At 74.4% G+C, this 19103-nt stretch carries 18 protein-coding genes, 1 pseudogene and 1 riboswitch; of the genes and pseudogenes, 9 read left to right on the forward strand and 10 right to left on the reverse strand.

Annotated elements, in window-relative coordinates; all coding sequences use genetic code 11:
• Positions 1 to 22 precede the first annotated feature (22 nt).
• A complete protein-coding gene (locus ACFTZC_RS32685; protein WP_382895879.1) occupies positions 23 to 379 on the reverse strand; it encodes a YnfA family protein in 357 nt (118 codons plus the stop codon).
• A 108-nt stretch (positions 380 to 487) separates the two neighbouring features.
• Here ACFTZC_RS32685 and ACFTZC_RS32690 point away from each other — a divergent pair, with 108 nt between their 5' ends.
• Positions 488 to 988 carry a hypothetical protein gene (locus ACFTZC_RS32690; protein WP_382895881.1) on the forward strand — a complete coding sequence of 167 codons (501 nt, stop codon included), beginning with the start codon at positions 488 to 490 and terminating at the stop codon, positions 986 to 988.
• A gap of 24 nt (positions 989 to 1012) precedes the next feature.
• Here ACFTZC_RS32690 and ACFTZC_RS32695 read toward each other — a convergent pair whose 3' ends face one another.
• The 3 genes from ACFTZC_RS32695 to ACFTZC_RS32705 all read right to left on the reverse strand — a co-directional run bounded on the left by ACFTZC_RS32695 (position 1013) and on the right by ACFTZC_RS32705 (position 3401).
• Positions 1013 to 1747: a Mut7-C RNAse domain-containing protein gene (locus tag ACFTZC_RS32695; protein ID WP_382895883.1), complete on the reverse strand. Its 735-nt coding sequence runs from the start codon at positions 1745 to 1747 to the stop codon at positions 1013 to 1015.
• 107 nt (positions 1748 to 1854) lie between these two features.
• Complete coding sequence (locus ACFTZC_RS32700; RefSeq protein WP_382895885.1) at positions 1855 to 2499, reverse strand: GNAT family N-acetyltransferase; 645 nt, start codon at positions 2497 to 2499, stop codon at positions 1855 to 1857.
• Positions 2500 to 2537: 38 nt separating this feature from the next.
• A complete protein-coding gene (locus tag ACFTZC_RS32705; protein ID WP_382895887.1) occupies positions 2538 to 3401 on the reverse strand; it encodes a DUF6597 domain-containing transcriptional factor in 864 nt (287 codons plus the stop codon).
• A gap of 71 nt (positions 3402 to 3472) precedes the next feature.
• On the opposite strand from ACFTZC_RS32705, the gene ACFTZC_RS32710 reads away from it, so the two are divergent.
• Both ACFTZC_RS32710 and ACFTZC_RS32715 read left to right on the forward strand, forming a co-directional pair.
• Entirely contained in the window at positions 3473 to 4093 is a 621-nt protein-coding gene (locus ACFTZC_RS32710) for a TIGR03086 family metal-binding protein (RefSeq protein WP_382895889.1), read from the forward strand.
• A 69-nt stretch (positions 4094 to 4162) separates the two neighbouring features.
• Positions 4163 to 4426, forward strand: coding sequence for a GlsB/YeaQ/YmgE family stress response membrane protein (locus ACFTZC_RS32715; RefSeq protein WP_382895890.1), 264 nt, complete (start codon positions 4163 to 4165; stop codon positions 4424 to 4426).
• A 62-nt stretch (positions 4427 to 4488) separates the two neighbouring features.
• On the opposite strand, the gene ACFTZC_RS32720 is transcribed toward ACFTZC_RS32715, so the two are convergent.
• Positions 4489 to 5142, reverse strand: a complete 654-nt coding sequence (locus ACFTZC_RS32720) for a histidine phosphatase family protein (protein ID WP_382895892.1) — start codon at positions 5140 to 5142, stop codon at positions 4489 to 4491.
• Between the two features lie 31 nt (positions 5143 to 5173).
• Positions 5174 to 5321: riboswitch (cobalamin riboswitch) on the forward strand.
• Between the two features lie 36 nt (positions 5322 to 5357).
• On the opposite strand from ACFTZC_RS32720, the gene ACFTZC_RS32725 reads away from it, so the two are divergent.
• The 4 genes from ACFTZC_RS32725 to cobM all read left to right on the forward strand — a co-directional run bounded on the left by ACFTZC_RS32725 (position 5358) and on the right by cobM (position 8670).
• Positions 5358 to 5597 carry a CbtB-domain containing protein gene (locus ACFTZC_RS32725; RefSeq protein WP_382895894.1) on the forward strand — a complete coding sequence of 80 codons (240 nt, stop codon included), beginning with the start codon at positions 5358 to 5360 and terminating at the stop codon, positions 5595 to 5597.
• A gap of 69 nt (positions 5598 to 5666) precedes the next feature.
• Complete coding sequence (locus tag ACFTZC_RS32730; RefSeq protein ID WP_382895896.1) at positions 5667 to 6503, forward strand: CbtA family protein; 837 nt, start codon at positions 5667 to 5669, stop codon at positions 6501 to 6503.
• 119 nt (positions 6504 to 6622) lie between these two features.
• Positions 6623 to 7888 carry a precorrin-6y C5,15-methyltransferase (decarboxylating) subunit CbiE gene (cbiE, locus tag ACFTZC_RS32735; RefSeq protein ID WP_382895898.1) on the forward strand — a complete coding sequence of 422 codons (1266 nt, stop codon included), beginning with the start codon at positions 6623 to 6625 and terminating at the stop codon, positions 7886 to 7888.
• A complete protein-coding gene (gene cobM / locus ACFTZC_RS32740; RefSeq protein ID WP_382895899.1) occupies positions 7885 to 8670 on the forward strand; it encodes a precorrin-4 C(11)-methyltransferase in 786 nt (261 codons plus the stop codon). Before cbiE ends, cobM begins: the two co-directional genes overlap by 4 nt.
• Before the next feature lie 132 nt (positions 8671 to 8802).
• Here the strand turns inward: cobM and ACFTZC_RS32745 are convergent.
• Both ACFTZC_RS32745 and ACFTZC_RS32750 read right to left on the reverse strand, forming a co-directional pair.
• Positions 8803 to 9420, reverse strand: a pseudogene (locus ACFTZC_RS32745) (N-acetylmuramoyl-L-alanine amidase); the annotation flags it as partial.
• 49 nt (positions 9421 to 9469) lie between these two features.
• Positions 9470 to 10120 carry a peptidoglycan DD-metalloendopeptidase family protein gene (locus ACFTZC_RS32750; protein ID WP_382895901.1) on the reverse strand — a complete coding sequence of 217 codons (651 nt, stop codon included), beginning with the start codon at positions 10118 to 10120 and terminating at the stop codon, positions 9470 to 9472.
• A 168-nt stretch (positions 10121 to 10288) separates the two neighbouring features.
• On the opposite strand from ACFTZC_RS32750, the gene ACFTZC_RS32755 reads away from it, so the two are divergent.
• Positions 10289 to 14776, forward strand: a complete 4488-nt coding sequence (locus ACFTZC_RS32755) for a trypsin-like peptidase domain-containing protein (protein WP_382895903.1) — start codon at positions 10289 to 10291, stop codon at positions 14774 to 14776.
• Positions 14777 to 14830: 54 nt separating this feature from the next.
• Here ACFTZC_RS32755 and ACFTZC_RS32760 read toward each other — a convergent pair whose 3' ends face one another.
• Entirely contained in the window at positions 14831 to 16012 is a 1182-nt protein-coding gene (locus tag ACFTZC_RS32760; RefSeq protein ID WP_382895905.1) for a cobalt-precorrin-5B (C(1))-methyltransferase, read from the reverse strand.
• A gap of 17 nt (positions 16013 to 16029) precedes the next feature.
• Between ACFTZC_RS32760 and ACFTZC_RS32765 the strand changes: the two genes are divergently transcribed.
• Positions 16030 to 16833: a cobalt-precorrin-6A reductase gene (locus tag ACFTZC_RS32765; protein WP_382895943.1), complete on the forward strand. Its 804-nt coding sequence runs from the start codon at positions 16030 to 16032 to the stop codon at positions 16831 to 16833.
• Here ACFTZC_RS32765 and ACFTZC_RS32770 read toward each other — a convergent pair.
• Together ACFTZC_RS32770 and ACFTZC_RS32775 are read right to left on the reverse strand one after the other, a co-directional pair.
• Complete coding sequence (locus ACFTZC_RS32770) at positions 16761 to 18470, reverse strand: precorrin-2 C(20)-methyltransferase (protein ID WP_382895907.1); 1710 nt, start codon at positions 18468 to 18470, stop codon at positions 16761 to 16763. The two genes, ACFTZC_RS32765 and ACFTZC_RS32770, sit on opposite strands and share 73 nt — an antisense overlap.
• Positions 18467 to 19093, reverse strand: a complete 627-nt coding sequence (locus ACFTZC_RS32775) for a precorrin-8X methylmutase (protein ID WP_382895944.1) — start codon at positions 19091 to 19093, stop codon at positions 18467 to 18469. The genes ACFTZC_RS32770 and ACFTZC_RS32775 overlap by 4 nt, the downstream gene beginning before the upstream one ends.
• Positions 19094 to 19103 lie beyond the last annotated feature (10 nt).

Consider the following 19103-nt stretch of genomic DNA (forward strand, 5'->3'; position numbering starts at 1 on the left):
GGGGGAGGGGTCGCGGGAGGGGTCAGTGGCCCCGGGGCGCGTACATGATCACGGCCATGCCCGCCAGGCAGATCAGGGCTCCTGTGACATCCCAGCGGTCGGGTCGGTAGCCGTCGGCGACCATGCCCCAGACGATCGAGCCCGCGACGAAGATCCCGCCGTACGCCGCGAGGATCCGGCCGAACTCGCCGTCGGGCTGGAGCGTGGCGACGAAGCCGTAGGCGCCCAGGGCGATGACTCCGGCGCCGATCCAGACCCAGCCGCGGCCGCCGCTGCCGATCGCGCCGTCGCCGCGCACGCCCTGCCAGACCAGCCAGGCGCCGCCGATCTCGAAGACGGCGGCGAGGAGGAAAAGGGCGGCGGAACGGAGTACGAGCATCCGGTCAGCCTGCCACGCGCCCCACGGCCTGCGGCATGCGGGTGACGGGACGCGCGTCGGGCGGGCGAGTGACCCGGATCACAATGTGATGATCATTATCTTCCGCTCATGGGTGATACGCGGAAAGTGGTGCTGGTACTGGTCTCGGCCGCCACGGCGGTGGTCATGGGCACGGCTCCGGGGGCCGGAGCGAGCGTGCCGGAGCGGGGTGCGGGTACGGATGCCGTCGAGGCCGATCTTGCCCACCACGGGCATGTGACCCTGTCGAGCGGGCGGCTCACGGTCCGCCTCGGCTCCGAGAACCACGGTCCCGCCGGGCTGGCCGACGCGACCGTACGGCTCGAATTCTCGGCCCCGATGGTCGCGGGCCAGCCGCTGCCGCCCACCTGCCTGTGGTCCGGCGACCGTACGGTCCTGTGCCGTACGGGGCCGCTCCGGCCGATCGGGCGGGGGCACGAGGTGACCCTGGAACTGCGGACGACCGGCACCCCGTACGAGATCGTCGTCCGGATCGACACAGCCTGGAACGGCGGCGCGAGCGACCTCAACCCCGGGAACCACCGGCACCGCGTCCTGGCCCCGGACACCGGGGACCCGTACGTCTTCTGAGCCGACCCGGCGCCCGTCACGCCGTCACGCCGCCGCGTCGCCGAACTCCCGCACCGCGTCGTCGACGATCGCCGCCAGCCGGGCGTGGTGCGCGCCGCGCCAGTAGACCCGGCCGCAGGCCGCGCAGCGGGCGAAGACGTCGTAGCCGCGCTGGGTGCCGTGCTGGAGCTGCTCCTGGACGGACTCCTTGTCCGCCGGGCCCAGTTGGCCGTTGCAGGCGGTGCAGCGGGTCCAGGGGGCGAGGACGGGCGCGAAGCGCTGGAGCACGTCCCTGAGCTGGTCGTCCGGGCGGTCGCTGTAGATGTACGCCCCGGCCCAGATCTCCCGGCGGCGCAGCAGCCCGCGGTCGCGCGAGAGCATCACCCGGCGTTCGGCGGCGGAGAGCGTGGCCAGGGCCGGGTCGCCTAGGTCCTCGCTCTCGTACGCCGCGTCGACGCCCAGCAGCCGCAGCCGGCGGGCGAGGGTGCCGAGGTGGACGTCGAGGAGGAAGCGCAGCGGCGCGCCGGGGACGGTCTGCGGCCGGGGCACGGAGCGCACCTCCACGGACTCGCCCGCGGCAGGGATGTGCGAGAAGGGCACCTCGCGGCCGTCGACCAGGAGGGGGCCGGCCTCGGTGAGCGGGACGCCGAGGGATTCCACGGCGTGGCCGAGGGTGGACGAGCCGTCGGTGCGCAGGGCCGTGCGTCCCGTACGGCGCTCGGCCGCGACGAAGAGGCGCAGTTCGGGGGCGAAGGCGATCTGGATCTCCGGTCCGTTCACGCCGCCAGGATGCCACCGCGCGCCCGGGCGGGCCAGGGGTTTCCCGGCCGGGTGGCAGGGGCGCGGAGCGGCTGTGGGGGAGGAGGTGGGTGAGGAGGTGGGTGAGATCAGGTGAGGCGCAGCCGCCAGTTGTTGACGCGGCGGGGATGCCCCGGCGGGTACTCGAAGTCGCGCTCGCCCAGCAGGGAGAAGCCCGCCCTGCGGCACAGCGCGTTCGACGCCGGGTTGTCGACGGACGGGAACGCGTGCAGGGAGCGGTGCGTCCGCTCGGCCCGTGCCCGCTCGACGACCGCGGCCACGGCGGCCGCCGCGATGCCCCGGCCCTGGTGGGCGGCGAGCACCGTCCACCCCGTCTCGTACACCTGCTCCCCGTCCCAGGTCTGCTCCCAGAAGCCGATCGTGCCGACCGGGATCTCCTCGGGGAGGAGGACGACGCGGAACATCCGGCCCTTGTCCGTGCGGTCCGCGCTCAGGGCCACGTACCGCTCGTGCCGCTTGAGGATCTGCTCCTCGGTCTCGGGGCCGCCGAGGTGGGTCATCAGCTCCGCCGCGTTCGCCGCCCGGAGCAGGCCGAGGTCGCCCGCCGACCACGCGTCGATCCGGACCCGCGGTGACCCGGGTGCCGGGCGCACCCGCCCGGCCTCGCCGCGCAGGCCGCCCTCGCCGTGCGCGGCGGCTCCGCCGACTCCGCTGTCTTCGCCGGTTTCGCTGCCCAGGCCGTCCCGGCTCTGTTCGGTCCCCTCGGTCCTCATGACCGCAACTGTAGGTCGCGGGTCCGACAGCGGCGCTCTCAGCGGGCGTACGCCGTCGGCGGGACCCCGACCGTCGCCGTGAAGTCCCGGACAAGATGGGCCTGGTCGCTGTAGCCGAGGTCGGCGGCGAGCGCGGGCCAGTCGACGGCGCCGGACTCCGCGCGTTCCAGCGCCTCGTGGATGCGGTAGCGCAGGATGACCCACTTCGGGCCGACGCCCACGTACGCGGCGAAGAGCCGTTGCAGCGAGCGCGCCGAGACACCTTCCTCCTCGGTGAGGCGGCCGACGCGCCGGATCGTACGGTCCGTCCTGATCCGGTCGGCCAGGGCCATGGCGCGCAGGGCCTCCGGATCGGGGCGCGGGTCGAGGCCCAGCAGATACGCGTCCAGCGCGGCGACCCGGGCGTCCTCGGCGTCCTCGTCCTCGTCCTCGGGGGTGTCGGGGGTGCCGGGGGCGTCCGGGGCGGCGGGGGTGCCCGGGCCGAGAATCGCCGTGAGGTCCGCCTCCGTCGTCGGCAGGACCTCGCCGACCGGCACCCGGCGCCCCGTCCACTCCGCCACCGGCCGCTCCGGCGCGAAGGGACGGAAGCCGCCCGGCCGGAACTGGATCCCGCACACCCGGCCGCGGCCCTCCAGCTTCTGCGCGAACAGCTCCAGGCCGACGCCCGCGACCTCCCCGAACGCCACGGGGCTCGGAGTGTCGAAGCGCTGGAACACCACGTTCACCGACGGGTGAGGCACCACATGGGAGACGTACGGCCGCTCCAGGTCCCAGTCGATCAGCCAGTAGTGCTCCAGATACGGCCGCAGGGCCGGCGCGGGCTCGCGGCGGCGGAACCGTACGCGCGCGAAGAGGCCGGGGGCGTCGACGATGCCCCGGGTGTCACGCCGCGGACCTGCCATTCACGGAACGTATCGTCGCGCGTCGCGTTTGTTCAAGACGCGGGGGCGGCGCCGTCCCTACCGTCCGTCCCATGAGCGAGAAGAACGACATCAAGATCAGCGCACCGGACGGCATCAAGATCAGCGCACTGCTGAAGTCGGCGGCGGACCATGCCCTCCCCGTCGTCCGTGACATCGGTGACGAGCAGCTCGGCGCGCCGACGCCGTGCGCCGAGTACGACGTCCACGCCCTGCTCGACCATCTCTTCCAGGTCGTCGTGAACTTCCAGGCGCTCGCCGCGAAGCGGGACGCCGACTTCGGCGCCGCCCCCGAGCACCTCACGGGGGAGTGGCGCGAGCGGTTCGCCGCGGAGACGGCGCGGCTCGTCGACGCCTGGGACGCGCCGGGCGCAGACGAGGGCACGTCGGGGGCGATGGGGCTGCCGGCCAGGACGGTCGGCTCGATGGTGCTCGGGGATCTGACCGTCCACGCGTGGGACCTGGCGCGGGCGACGGGGCAGCCGTACGAGCCGGACGCGGCCCTCGTCGGCCTGCTGACGGCGGAGTTCGGGTCGCTGGCGCCGACGGCCAGGAAGATGGGGGTGTTCGGGGAGCCGGTGCCGGTGGCGCCGGACGCGGCGCCCTTCGACGTACTGCTGGCCCTGACCGGCCGCGACCCGGGCTGGGTGCCCCCGCACCGCCCGCAGGACTGAACGGGGGCATGGCGGGCAGATGTTCGGTCAGTACCGCTTTCGACAGCAAGTGGGCGAAGAGGAGGGGACATGGAGATATCCGGCTTTGTCGCAGCCATTGTCGTCGGCATCGTCATCGGCGTGCTGGGACGGCTCGTGGTGCCGGGGCGGCAGCGCATCGGGGTGCTGCTGACCATCGGCGTCGGTATCGTCGCGGCGCTGGTCGGTACGTTCGTCGCGGCGGCGTTCGGCGTCGCGGACACCCGGGGCTTCGACTGGATCGAGCTGATCATCCAGGTCGGCCTGGCGGCGGTGGGCGTGGCCGCGCTGGACCGCGCGAAGGGCCGCGGCTGACCACTGCCGGGGATTTCGCTACGTATCCGGTCAGCCCCCGTCAGGCCCCCGTCAGGCTTCCGTCAGTCGTCTCCGCCTTCTTCGGAGCCCTCGCCGGCGTCTTCGCCGGTGCCGGTGAGCGGACGGCCGCCGAGCAGGTTCCAGCGGCCGTCCCGCCCGGTGAGCTCTGTGACGGTCAGCGGCCGTACGTCGAACCGCCAGAACGCGGAGGCCGGCGCCGAGAGCGCGTGCAGGGCGGCGGCGCGGACGATCTCCGGTTCGGCCACGGCGATCACGCGGGGGGTCTCGGGGCTCAGCGTTTCGCACCACCGGCCGACGCGGGCGTAGAGCGCGAGCAGGGTCTCCCCGCCGTGCGGCGCGGCCGACGGGTCGGCGAGCCACGCGCTCACCTGCGCCGGTTCGGCGGCCGCGACCTCGTCGAGGGTCCTGCCCCGCCAGCGCCCCATGTCCCACGGCGCGAGTTCCGGCACCGGCCGCGCGTCCAGGCCGAGCAGACCGGCGGTCGTACGGCAGCGGGGTGAGGACGAGACGTACACGGCGGCGCCGCGCGGGAACTCCTCCCGTACGGCCTCGGCCTGCCGCACCCCGGCGGCGTCCACCGCCCGCGTCGCGGCGCCGGGCCCGTCCTCGGGAAGGTCGCCGAAGCGGGCCGCGCGCAGGGCCGGGCCGATGGCGGGTGAGATGAGCTGCACGCGGATCGTCGCGCGGATCGTCATAACGAAAGGCCCCCTTGGCCCGTCTGCCGGTTCGCGGTACCTTCACGTCGATATCCACGACGGCGGGACGGAAGTCCGGTGAGATTCCGGCACGGTCGCGCCACTGTATGCCGATTCCGGCCGCGTGCCACGCGGCGGGGAACCGGTGAGTCAGACCCGACGGCCGTCGTTCGAGCTCCATCAACGGGACGCGAGTTCCCTCAGGAGGATGTGCCATGGCTCAGTCCATCGCGCCTGCGAACACCGCTCTTCCGCCCACCTCTGCCACCGGTGCCGCCCCGGCCCCGCTTCCGCTGCGCGCCGTGCTGCCGTGGGCGGTCTTCGTCGGCACCCTGATGCTGGTGCTGCTCTACTTCGTCGGCGCCGAACAGGGCGCGACCTCGGTGATCTCCGGTGCCGGTGTGCACGAATGGGTGCACGACGGCCGTCATCTGCTCGGGTTCCCCTGCCACTGACCGTCGGCGTAAACGGCGGACAGCGGACAGCGGACAGCGGAAACAGCAGCGACAGCGGAGATGACGCGCATGCATGCCTTCACCGTCAGAAACCTCCTGGTCCGCGGCATGGTCGCGGGCGTACTGGCCGGACTTCTCGCGTTCGTGCTGGCCTACTTCGCGGGTGAGCCCTCCGTACGGGACTCCATCGCGCAGGAGGAGACCCGGTCCGCCCCGGCGCATCAGCACGGCGCCGCGGCGGACCCCGTACCCGCGGGGGAAGCGGGAGAGGAAGAGGAGGAGGAACTGGTCAGCAGGCCGGTCCAGTCGACGTTCGGGCTCGCCACCGGTGTGCTGGTGTACGGGGTGGCCCTCGGCGGGATCGCCTCGCTGGTCTTCGCGGTGAGCCTGGGCAGGATCGGCCGGTTCGGGCCGCGGGCGACCTCGGCGCTGGTCGCGGGGGCCGCCTTCACGACCGTCTACCTGGTGCCGTTCCTGAAGTATCCGGCGACGCCGCCCGCCGTGGGCAATCCGGACACGATCGGCAGGCGCACGACCCTGTTCTTCCTGATGATCCTGCTCAGCGTCCTGCTGGCGGTCATCGCCGTCATCGCGGGGAGAAGGCTGGCACCCCGGCTCGGCAACTGGAACGCGTCGCTCGCCGCGGGCGCCGGTTACGTGGCCGTCGTCGCCGTCGCCTGTCTGGTGCTGCCCGCCAACGCGGACGCCGTCCCCGCGTCCTTCCCCGCGGCGCTGCTGTGGGAGTTCCGGCTCGCGTCGCTCGGGGTGCAGGCGCTGCTCTGGACGGCCTTCGGGCTGATCTTCGGGGAACTGGCGGAGCGGATGCTCCGGCCGCGGGCGGTGGCCGATGCCGCCGTCGTGCCGCCCGGGGCACCCGTCGGGGAGCCGCGGGCGGCCGGACAGTAGAGTGCGGGGTCGGTCTTCTCCCAGCTCAGAGGTGTACGGCAGTGAGCGTCCCGCCCCCTGGTCCCGCGCCGTCCGCATCGTCGGCCCCTGATGCGGTGCCGTCGGCCCCGGGTCGGCCGGTGACCGTGGTCGGGATCGGCGCGGACGGCTGGGCCGGGCTCTCCGGCGCGGCGCGGGAGGCCCTGCGCGGGGCGGACGTGGTCATCGGCGGGCCCCGCCAGCTCGGCCTGCTGCCGGCCGCGGAGTGCGCGGGCGAGCGGGTGGCGTGGCCGTCGCCGCTGCGCCCCGCCGTGCCCGGCCTGCTCGCCGCGCACGCCGGACGCCGGATCGCGGTACTGGCCAGCGGGGACCCGATGTTCTACGGGATCGGGCGGGCGCTCGGCGAGGTCGTCGGCGCGGCGGCGCTGCGCGTGCTGCCGCATCCGTCGTCCGTCTCGTACGCCTGCGCCCGGCTCGGCTGGCCGGTGGAGGAGACGGAGGTCGTCACGCTCGTCGGCCGCCCCGCCGAACGCCTCACCGCCGCGCTGCACGACGGCCGCCGGGTGCTGGTGCTCAGCGCCGGGGCCGGGACGCCCGGGGAGGTGGCGGCGCTGCTCCGCGCGCGCGGCTACGGGCCGAGCCCGCTGCATGTGCTCGAACAGCTCGGCTCGGAGCGCGAGCGGCACCGTACGGCCACCGCCGACGCATGGGCCGGTCCGGCCGGGGACCCGCTCAACGTGGTGGCGGTCGAGTGCCGCCGCGCGCCCGGCGCGCCGCGCCTCGGCGCCGTACCCGGGCTGCCGGACACGGCGTACGAGCACGACGGACAGCTCACCAAACGCCATGTGCGCGCCGCCACGCTGGGCGCGCTGGCGCCCGCGCCGGGGGAGCTGCTGTGGGACATCGGGGGCGGGTCCGGTTCCATCGCGGTGGAGTGGATGCGTACGCACCCGTCCTGCCGGGCGGTGTCCGTGGAACGCGATCCGGCGCGCGCCGAGCGCATCGGCCGGAACGCGCGGGCGCTCGGTGTCCCCGGGCTGCGCGTCGCCGTCGGCGCGGCGCCCGCCGCGCTCGCCGGACTGCCGGTACCCGACGCGGTGTTCATCGGCGGCGGGCTGACCGCGCCGGGCCTGCTCGACGCCTGCTGGGAGGCGCTGCCCGTGGGCGGCCGGCTGGTCGCGAACACGGTGACGCTGGAGTCGGAGGCGCTGCTGGCCGACCGGTACCGCAGGTTCGGCGGGGAACTGGTGCGGCTGGCGGTCGCGCACGCGGTGCCGGTCGGCGGCTTCACGGGGTGGCGGCAGGCGATGCCGGTCACGCAGTGGTCGGTCACGAAAGCCCCAGGATCGGCAGCGGGGCCGGCGCCGGCCCCGGCCTCAGGAGCAGGAGCAGGAGAAGAACGATGACGGTGTACTTCATCGGCGCGGGCCCCGGCGCCGCCGACCTGATCACGGTGCGCGGCGCCCGCAGGCTCGCCGAGTGCCGGGTGTGCCTGTACGCGGGCAGCCTGGTCCCGCGCGAACTGCTGGCGGAGTGCCCGCCGGACGCGCGCCTGATCGACACCGCCAGGATGGACCTCGACGCCATCACCGCCGAACTGGTCGGGGCGCACGGCGAGGGTCACGACGTGGCGCGGCTGCACTCCGGAGACCCGTCCGTCTTCAGCGCCGTGGCCGAGCAGATGCGGCGGCTGGACGCGGCGGGTGTGCCGTACGAAGTGGTCCCGGGCGTACCGGCGTTCGCGGCCGCCGCCGCCGCGCTCAAGCGGGAGCTGACCGTGCCGACGGTCGGCCAGACGGTCATCCTGACCCGGGTCGCCCAGCGGGCCACCCCGATGCCGGCGGGCGAGGACCTGGCGACGCTCGGCCGCAGCGGCGCGCTGCTGGTGCTGCACCTGGCGGCGCGGTACGTGGACCGGGTGGTGGCGGAACTGCTGCCGCACTACGGCGCGGACTGCCCGGCGGCGGTGGTGGCGATGGCCAGCCGCCCCGACGAACTGGTGCTGCGCGGGCCGCTGGACGGGATCGCCGCGCAGGTGAAGGCGGCGGGGGTGGTGCGGACAGCGGTGATCATGGTGGGCAGGACGCTGGGCGCGGAGCAGTTCAGGGACAGCCACCTGTACTCGGCGGAGCGCGATCGTGACGGCGACTGCGCCATCGACAGCGACGGCGTCACGGGCTGCTCGTAGCGCTCGTAGCGCTCGTACGGGTACGGCGGAGTCCGCGCCCGGGCACGCACGCACCGGTACGGCGGGGCACGGATACCTTCTCCGTGTCCCGCCGTCCCCCGCGTGACTACATTCCGGTGACGCTCACTTCTTGGCAGGGGTGGTCTTCAGCCGCCCGGCGATCCGGTCGCGCATGCCGGGCATTCCGAACCCCTTGGGGTCGATCTTGTCGTTGGACCATTCGAGATGCCCGATGACGCTGAGCGCGCTCCACCCGTGCGCACGGCAGATCGCCGCGCCCACCCGCTCGATCGCGTCGAGCTGGGCCTCCGGCCACGGGTCCTTCCCGTCACCGAGGTTGACGCACTCGAAGCCGTAGAACCGGGCGTTGCCGTCCTCGCCGTCGGCGTTGCCCCGGGTGGGCCTGGGCGGCCGGTCGCCGTAGTCCTCCGCGATCACGCGCGCGAGGACCTTCGGGTCACCGCCCCCGGCGTGGTTGGTCCGGCCGTGGCCGACGAGGTGGACGACGCCCGTCTTGTCGATGACGCCGTGGCACAGCGGTCCCGGCAGCGCGGCGTATCCGTCGCGGCAGATCGCCACGGAGCCCGTGGTGCCCGAGGTGACGGTGTGGTGGACCATCACTCCGTTGACCGGGCCCCAGAGGCCCTTGTGGTTGCGGTTGTGCGTACGCCAGTCGCCGACCTCTTTGACCTTCACGCCCTCGGCGCGCAGCGCCGCGAGGAAGGCCGAGGCGGACAGTGGTGGTGCCATGAGGAGACTTCCTTTCCGTCGTGGTGTACGTGGCTGTGCGGAGCCGTGTTCACCAGGACGGCTTGCGGACGTTCCCGTAGCCGCCGCCCTTGGGCCGGTCTTCGAGGTGCAGGTGCGGGCCGGTCGAGTTGCCGGTGGAGCCGACCTCGCCGAGCTTCTCGCCCGCCTTGACCTTGTCGCCGACCGAGACGCTGCGCTTGGACAGGTGGCAGTAGACGTAGGTCCTGCCGTTGTCGGCGTTCAGGTGGATCCAGGTGCCGTACGACTGGCCGTTGTTGTCCGACACGGCGATGGTGCCGGCGCGTACGGCGACGACCTTGGTCCCCTTGGGTGCCGGGTAGTCGCTGCCGGTGTGGAAACCGGCCTGGTAGCTTCCGGGCTTGCCGTACGGGTTACCGGCGTTGGTGCCGTAGCCGGGCACGGGTGAGGCCACCTTGCTGCTCGAACTCCCCGTCTTGTGGCCGCCGTCCTTGAGCCCGAGGAGGGCGAAGGTCTGCGGCCCCGGCAGCCCGTCCGCGTTGCTGCCGGTCCACCCCTGGGCCTTCTGGAACTTGGTGCAGGCGGCCTTGGTCTCCGGGCCGTACAGACCGGTGGGGCCGGACGGGATCTTGCCTCCCTTGGCGATGAGCGCCTTCTGGAAGCTTTTGACGCATGCGTCCGTCTTGCCGTACTTCACGTGATCGAATTCAATCGTGGCCATGTCAAATCCCCCTTGACGTGTTCACTGTGATGACCTGACGGGCAGCCATCTGTGCGTCATTCTGGGGAAGGCAAAGAAACGTTCAATAAATAGCCAATAAACGTCCATGTGGTCCTGGGTGTTGTAAGGCGTTGCCCGCCGTCCGGGGTCGCTCCGAGGGGGAGTTCCGTGTACGCCGCCGAACCACCGCTTGCCGCCGCCGTCCTGAGAGTCCGGGCTCCCGATGACGGCACGGTCGTCGGCGCGGGCTTTCTCGTCACCGGTGAACTGGCCCTGACCTGTGCCCATGTCGTGGCCTCCGCGCTCGGGCTGCGCCCCGGCGAGCGCCCCGCGGAGGGGGCGGTGGTCGAGGTGGACCTGCCGCTGAACGGCGGCCCGGGCACCGGTTCCGGGGCCGCGCCCCCGGCACTCGCGACGGTGGAGCCGGCGCACTGGCCGGCGGACGGCGGCGCGTCCGGCGCCGAGGACATCGCCGTCCTGCGCTTACGGGCCCCGCTGCCCGGCTCCGTACCCCTGCGCATGACCGAGGCCGACGACGTGTGGGGGCATCCCGTACGGGCCCTCGGCTTCCCGGCGGGCTACCCGGACGGCGTCTGGCACGCCGGGGTGCTGCGGGCGCGGCAGGGAACGGGGTGGCTGCAGTTCGAGCGGGCGGTGGACGGCAACCACGAGATCAGCGGCGGCTTCAGCGGCGCGCCGGTGTGGGACGAACGGCTGGCCTCCGTCGTCGGCATGGTGGTCGCCGCCGACGGTACCCGGCCCTCCGCCTTCCTCATCCCGACCCGGGCGCTGCTCGGCGCCGTACCGTCGCTGCGGGCGGCCGTGCTGCCGCCGTCGCCGTTCCGGGGCCTGTCGGCGTTCCAGGAGACCGACGGCGACGTCTTCTTCGGCAGGGACGAGGAGAGCGACGAGGTCGCGGCGCTGGTGACCGAGCACCCGGTGGTCACGGTCTTCGGCCCGTCGGGCTGCGGCAAGTCGTCGGTGGTACGGGCGGGTGCGGTGCCCCGGCTGCGGCGGGCCGGGTACGCCGTCGTGGTGGTACGCCCGAGCGGCCCTTCCGGCCTTCTGGGCGGCCTGGCACGGGAGTTGGCGCGGCTCACCCGGCCGGAGCTGACCGGCGGCGCGCTGCGGAGCGAGAGCCGCGCGGTGGCGGCCGAGATCGCCGAGCACGGGCTCGCGGGGATCCTCGCCGAACTGACGGAGCGCCGGCAGGGCGAGAGGGAGAGGGAGAAGGAAGGGGAAGGGGTACGGGGCCTGGTCGTCGTCATCGACCAGCTGGAGGAACTGCTCGCGGACGAGCCCGAGCCCGATCGTGACTCCGGGCCCGATTCCGAGACCGAGACCGAGACCGATTCCGGGCCGGTTTCGGTCGCGCGGGCGGTCGCCGTTCTCTTCCCCGCCCGGCCGCCGGCCGCGCTGCGCGTCGTCTCCACGCTCCGCGCCGACTTCCTGGAAGCGGTCACCGCCCGGCCCGGCCTCGGGCGCGCCGTACGCGGCAAGTCGCTGCTCCTGCTGCCGATGTCCGGCGAGCAGGTGCGCGAGGCCGTCGTCCGGCCGGTCGAGGCCGTTCCCGCCGTCCGGTACGCGGACGGCCTGGCGCAGCGCATCCTCGACGACTGCGGCGACGGGCAAGGGGTGCTGCCGCTGCTGGAGTTCACGCTCGACCAGCTCTGGGAACGGCAGCACGGCGGTCTGCTCACGCACCGGGCGTACGAGGAACTCGGCGGCGTCAGCGGCGCGTTGGCCGAGCGGGCGGAGGCCGTGTGGCGGCGCGAGGTGCGCGGGGCGTCCGGGGCGGCGGATACCGGCCGGGACGAACCGAACGAACTGGCCGGCGGCGCCACGGGCGAGGAGGACATCGCGCGGCGGCTCTTCACCCGCCTGGTCCGGCTCCCGCTCGGCGGCCTCGGGGCCACCCGCCGCGTCGTCCCCCGCGCCGAACTGGGGGAGGCGGAGTGGAGCCTGGCCCGCGCGCTGGCCGGGGAGCGGCTGGTGGTCATCGGCCTCGACGGGGAGCGGCGGGAGACCGTCGAACTCGCCCACGAGGCGCTGATCAGCGCCTGGGGCCGGCTCGGCGCGTGGGTGGAGCGCGACCGGGACTTCCTGGCCTGGCGGGAAGCGCTCCGCCACGACCGGGAACGCTGGGAGGCCGCCGGCCACGCGCCCGACCTGCTCCCGGCGGCGTCGGCGCTGGACGCGGCGCGGCGCTGGGAGCGCGAGCGGGACGCGGAGCTGAGCGAGGCGGACGCCGGCTTCCTGCGGCGCGGCCGGGACCACGAACGGCGCCGGGTCAGACGCCGGCGCGGGCTGTTCTCGGTGATCGGTACGGTGCTGGCGCTGGCGGCCGTCCTGGGCACGCTCTTCGTCTACCAGACAGGGGTGACCGAGCAACGTACGGCCGAGGCGGGCTCCCGCTCCCTGGCGGCCGCGTCCACGGACCTGCGCACCACGGACCCCGCGCTCTCGGCGCTGGTCGCGGTCGCCGCGTACCGCCGCTCACCCACGGAGTCCGCGCGCGACGCGCTGCTCCAGAGCTACCTCGCGTACGGCCGGACGCGCTCGCTGCTCTCGGGGGCGCTCGGCCGGATCGAGCGGATCGCCGCGAGCGACGACGGCCGGGTGGTGCTGGCCGTCAGCGTGCTGGGGCGGGCCACGCTCTTCGTACGGGACGACGGCGAAGAGGAAGAAGGGCAAGGGGCAGCGGAACAGGTACGGCGGGTCCACCTCCCGGCGGGCACGAAGGCGCACTACCCGGTGGTCGCGCGGGACGGGACGGGCGCGGGGTACGTCGGCACGGACGGGACGCTGGTCTGGCACGACGTGCGCGCGGAGGGAAGCCCGGACCCGGAGCCGGGCCCGGACGCGCTGATCGGCCGGGCGTGGACGGCGCCCGGGGGACCGCCGGTGACCCGTGAAGGGACCTCCGTCCGGAGCGCCGCCGTCTCGCCGGACGGGAGCCGGATCGCGGCCGGGATCGACGGGGACATCGTCGTCTGGGACCTCACCGACCGGAGCGCCCGCGTCCGGACGATCTCGCCGCCTGCGGGCATGGCGCGCTTCGACGCGGTCTGGTTCGGCCAGGACCGGGACACCGTACTGGCCACCGGAAGGCCACCCGCGGATCTGACCACGGGCCCGGACGCGGACCGCGCGAACAGCACGTCCGTGCTGGCGTACGAGGGCTCGCGCCCGCCCCGCACCGTGGTGACCGGGGTGGCGCAGGCCCAGGTGTCCGGCGACGGTACGGCGCTGGCCTACTGCCGGGTCCTCCCGGCGAAGGAGAAGGGCGTCTACCACGTGATCCAGGTGGCGGACGGGAAGGAGCGCGGACGGTACACCGGCAGGCAGTGCAAGGAGCACCTGGCGCTCGACCGCACGGGCCGGCGCATCGCCGTCGCCCAGAACCTCTCCGGTTCGGTGGTGGAGATCGCCGACACCCGGGACGACACGTTCCTCTACGCCGCCGGTACGGAGAGCGAGACCGGCACGGCGGGTTCCGTGTCGGCGGGCCTCGGAAGCCCGCGGGTGATCCACGGACGGCTGGTGGACGACGAGGGCCGGCTCGGGCTGCTGAGTCACGACGGGGCCGGTGTCACCCTCAACGCCGTCCCTTCCGAGGAGTCCGACGAGCAGGAGACCCTGCCGCAAGGACCGTTCTTCTACGCCGCACTCACGCCCGACGGCTCCACCGCGATCAGTGCGGCGGGGGCCCTGAGGCTGCTGCGGACGGACAGGGTGGGCCAGAGGTTCGAAGAAATCGCCGCGGCCGAACGGCCGTCTCCGGAATGGGGCCGGGAGACGCTCCGTACCAACGGCGACGGCTCCCTCGTCGCGGAGCCGGTACGCGGCAGGGAGATCCAGATCCGCGAGGTGCCGTCGCTCCGCCTGGTCAGCAGCGTCCCCGTCGAGGCGACCGCCTCTTCCGACTTCCGGTTCGACGGCGACCGCCACCTCCTCGTCACCACCGGGACCGTCGTCGAACGCCGCGACGCCAGGACCGGCCGGCGTACGCACACCGTCGACCTGCGCGACCTGGGCATCGCCGGGGACGGCACCGGTTCGTTCGCTCAGCCCGTCACCTGGTCGTACCCCGAGGCCGGGCATGTCGCGGTCCTCGACGGCACGTCCGTCCGTGTCGTGGACATCCGCGCGGGCCGCGAGGTGAAGGGGCTGCGGATCGGCATCGGCGGCGGCGCGACCGGCGTCCGGTTCGACAAGGGCGGGCGGTTCATGGCGGTCTTCCGTACGGGCGGGGTCTGGGAGCTGTGGCGGCTCGATCCCCTGCGCAGGGAACTCGGCCCGATGCGCGGGATCGGTGAGTGGGAGGGGCGGTACGCCGCCGAGTTCATCGACGAGGACGGCGGCTTCCTCGTGGCGGACACGGGGAGGGTACGGATCTACCGCGCCGGACAGCGCTCGTACGAGCGGTCCTACGACTTCGGGGCGGCGTACCGGCGCGCGGGCGCCTTCCCGGCCGTGTCCGCCGACGGCTCGACGGTCATGGCCACCGACGGCCGCCAGGTGATCGCCGTACGCCTCGACCCCGAGGCCTGGATCCGCACGCTCTGTACGGTGACGGGACAGCGCGCGCTCACGGACGAGGACCGCGCGGCGGTGGCGGCGGACGTCCCGGCGGGCCCGGTGTGCGGGACGTGAGCCCCCCCGTGCGGGAGCCTGAGGTGCTACGGGCCTACGGGACGAGCCGCGGGCCTACGAGGGCCGCGCCGCGCCCGTCGTGCCCCCGGTGCTCGGCTCGCTGCGCCCCACCACCGCCCCCGCCCGGTCGACGCAGATCACGTCCACCGCCACCGGCGCGCCCCGCAGCACCGCCAGCGCCTCCGCCCTGGCCCGTACCGCCACCGCGTCGCCCAGCGCCACGCCCGCCGCCTCGCACAGGCGCAGCGCCTCCAGGCCCGTGTTGGACTCCGCGACCCGGGCCGCCAGTGCTGGGTCCGCGCCCGCCGCCGAGGCCAGTTCCGCCAGGAACGCCTTGTTCACCTGGGAGCGCCCCGAGTGCAGGTCGAGATGGCCCGCCGCCAGTTTCGAGAGCTTCGCGAAGCCCCCGCAGAGCGTGAGGCGGTCGACCGGATGGCGGCGGATGTACTTGAGGACCGCCCCCGCGAAGTCGCCCATGTCCAGCAGCGCGTCCTCCGGCAGCCCGTGCACCGACAGAACCGTCCTCTCCGAGGTCGAGCCCGTGCACCCCGCCACGTGCCGGCGCCCCGCCGCGCGCGCCACGTCCACACCCCGCCGGATCGAGTCGATCCACGCAGAGCAGGAGTACGGGACGACCACCCCCGTGGTGCCGAGGACGGACAGGCCGCCCAGGATGCCCAGGCGCGGGTTCCAGGTCGACCGGGCGATCTCCTCGCCGTCGTCCACCGCGACCGTGATCTCCACGTCGCCCGTGCCGCCGTGCCGCCGTGCCACCTCCGCCACATGGGCCCGCATCAGCTGACGCGGGACCGGGTTGATCGCCGGTTCGCCGACCTCCAGGGGCAGCCCGGGGCGCGTCACCGTCCCCACGCCGGGGCCCGCCCGGAAGACGACGCCCGCGCCCGCCGGCAGCAGCCGCACCGTCGCGCGGACCAGCGCGCCGTGCGTGACGTCCGGGTCGTCGCCCGCGTCCTTGACCACGCCCGCCATGGCCGCCCCGTCGGACAGCTCCTCCACCGCCAGCGCGAACGCCGGGGTCTGCCCCTTCGGCAGAGTGACCGTCACCGGGTCGGGGAACCCGCCCGTCAGCAGGGCGGTGTACGCGGCCGTCGTCGCCGCCGTCGCGCAGGCACCGGTGGTCCAGCCGGGCCGCAGACCGGTGTGCTTGAGTTGGGCGTCGCGGCCGCCTGCTCCTTTGCCCGTCCCCGTACCCGTACCCGTAACGCCGTCCGTCATGGAGAGTTCCGTTGTCCTTGCACGTGCTGATCCTCGGCGGGACCACCGAGTCGCGCCGCCTCGCGGAACTGCTCCACCCGCGGCTGCGCGTGACGACGTCCCTCGCCGGGCGCGTCGCCCGGCCCGTGCTGCCGCCGGGGGAGGTGCGCGTCGGCGGGTTCGGCGGGGCGGACGGGCTGGCGCGCCGGCTGCGCGAGGACCGGGTGGACGCGCTCGTCGACGCCACCCATCCCTTCGCCGCGGCCATCAGCCGGAACGCGGCCCTCGCCGCCGCCACCGCCGCCGTCCCCCTGCTGGCGCTGCGCCGCCCCTCCTGGGCGCCCGTGCCCGGCGACGACTGGCGTACGGTCGGCACGCTGGCCGGCGCCGCCGAGGCGCTGCGCGGGCTCGGCGGGGCCCGCAGGGTCTTCCTCACCACGGGGCGGATGGGGCTCGCCGCCTTCGCGGGCCCGGAACTCGACCGCCACTGGTTCCTCGTACGGTCCGTGGACGCGCCCGAACCGCCGTACCCGGCCCGTACGGAGACCCTGCTCGACCGGGGACCCTTCACGCTCGACGGGGAGCGCGAGCTGCTCCGGCACCACCGGATCGATGTGGTCGTGACCAAGGACAGCGGCGGCGCGGCGACCGCGCCCAAGCTCACCGCCGCCCGGGAGGCGGGGATTCCGGTCGTGGTGGTGCGCCGGCCGCCCGTGCCGTCGGGGGTGACCGTTGTGGAGACCGCCGAGGACGCGGCGGCGTGGGTGGCTCACCTCTCGGAAGGGGCGGGCGAAGAGGCGGGTGGCGGGGACGGCTCCGGAGACGGGGAAGGCTCCGGGTAGCGGCGCGGGGTCCAGACGATCTCCTCGCCGCCGCTTCCCCCTTGCCCGCTTCCTCCTCGCCGTACGGTCACCGTCTGCGACGAACCGACGATCAGGATGGTCCGCATGTCCACCTGCGCCGGGTCGAGTTCCGCCAGTCGTACGATCCGCACGCTCTCCTCCGGCCCGCCCACATCGCGCCCGAGCACGACCGGGGTGTCCGGGGCGCGGTGCTCCAGCAGCAGTTCGCGGGCCTTGCCGACCTGCCAGTCGCGGCTGCGGGAGCCCGGGTTGTAGAGCGCGAGCACCAGGTCCGCGCGCGCCGCCGCGCGCAGCCGTTCCGCGATGACCTCCCACGGCTTGAGGCGGTCGGAGAGCGAGAGCACGGCGTAGTCGTGACCGAGGGGCGCACCGGCGCGCGCGGCGGCGGCGTTGGCGGCGGTCACGCCCGGGAGGACCCGTACGGGTATCTCCCGGTACGGGTCGGCCGACGCGGCCTCCAGTACGGCCGTGGCCATCGCGAAGACACCCGGGTCACCGCCGGAGACGACGGCCACGCGGCGGCCCCGCCGCGCCAGGTCGAGGGCGAACTCGGCGCGCTCGGACTCCACCTTGTTGTCGGAGCCGTGCCGCCGCTGGCCCGGCCGGACCGGAACCCGGTCCAGATAGGTGGTGTAGCCGACCAGATCCTCGGCGGCGGCCAGCGCGCCGCGCGTCTCGGGAGTGAGCCACAGCGGACCCGCCGGGCCCGTGCCCACCACGACGACCTCTCCGGAGCCGGAGCCGGAGCCGAAACCGGAGCCCGAGCCCGCGACGGGCGCCGTCGGCGAAGGCACCGCGAAGGGCGTCGCGGCCACGCGGCTCGGCAGCACCGCCACCGAGAAGTACGGCACCGAGTCCGGGTCCGTCTCCGCCAGCGCGCCCGTGCGCTCCCCGCTCATCGTCGCGCGCTCCACGTACCGCGCGTCCGCCAGCCGCCCCGCCCGCTCGACCGCCCGCCGTACGGCCGGGAACGTCCTGCCCAGCTTCATCACCACCGCCGAGTCCGCCGACGCCAGCCGGGCCGTCAGCTCCTCCTCGGGCAGGGTGCCCGGCAGGACCGTCAGCACCTCCTCGCCCTCGACGAGCGGGGTGCCGAGCCGCGCGGCGGCGGCGCTCACCGAGGTCACCCCGGGGACGACCTCGGTCGGATAACGGTCGGCCAGCCGTTTGTGCATGTGCATGTACGAGCCGTAGAAGAGCGGATCGCCCTCCGCGAGCACCGCGACCGTGCGCCCCGCGTCGAGATGGGCGGCGAGCCGGGCGGCGGACTCCGCGTAGAACTCGTCCATCGCGCCCTGGTAGCCGCCGGGATGGTCGGTGGTGCCGGTGGTGACCGGGTAGACCAGCGGCTCCTCGATGTGGTCCGCGCGCAGGTGCGCGGCGGCTATGGAGCGCGCGATGGAGCGGCCGTGGCGGGCGCTGTGATACGCGACCACATCCGCCTCGGCGATGACCTGGACGGCCCGTACGGTCATCAGGGACGGGTCGCCCGGGCCGAGGCCGACGCCGTACAGCCGCCCGGTGCGGAGGCCACCGGTCTCGTCCGCCGTGTCGGTCGTATCGGTCTTGTCGGCCAGGGCCGTCGGGGCCGTCGGGGCCGTGGGGTTCTCGGTCATTCCACTTCGCTCGCGATCGCGTTGATGGCCGCCGCCGCGAGGGCGCTGCCGCCGCGCCGTCCCCGTACGACCAGGTGTTCCAGGCCGGCGGGGTGGCCGGCCAGCGCGTCCTTGGACTCGGCCGCGCCGATGAAGCCGACCGGGACGCCGATGACGGCCGCCGGGCGCGGCGCGCCCGCCTCGACCATCTCCAGCAGCCGGAAGAGCGCGGTCGGCGCGTTGCCGACGGCGACGACCGCGCCCTCCAGCCGGTCCCGCCACAGCTCCAGCGCGGCGGCGCTGCGCGTCGTCCCCAACTCGGCGGCGAGGCCGGGCACGGCGGGGTCGGAGAGCGTGCAGAGCACGTCGTTGCCGGCGGGCAGCCGCTTGCGCGTGACCCCGCTCGCGACCATCTGCACGTCGCACAGGATCGGCGCGCCCGCGCGCAGCGCCGCGCGGGCGCGGGCCACCACACCGGGGGTGAAGGCCAGGTCGCGCACGAGGTCGACCATGCCGCAGGCGTGGATCATCCGCACCGCGACCTGGGAGACGTCGGCGGGCAGCCCGGCGAGGTCCGCCTCGGCGCGGATCGTGGCGAACGACTGGCGGTATATCTCCGCGCCGTCCTTCTCATAGTCGAACACTGTGGTTTCG

This window comes from Streptomyces sp. NPDC056987, from assembly GCF_042673865.1.
Taxonomy (GTDB): Bacteria; Actinomycetota; Actinomycetes; order Streptomycetales; family Streptomycetaceae; genus Streptomyces.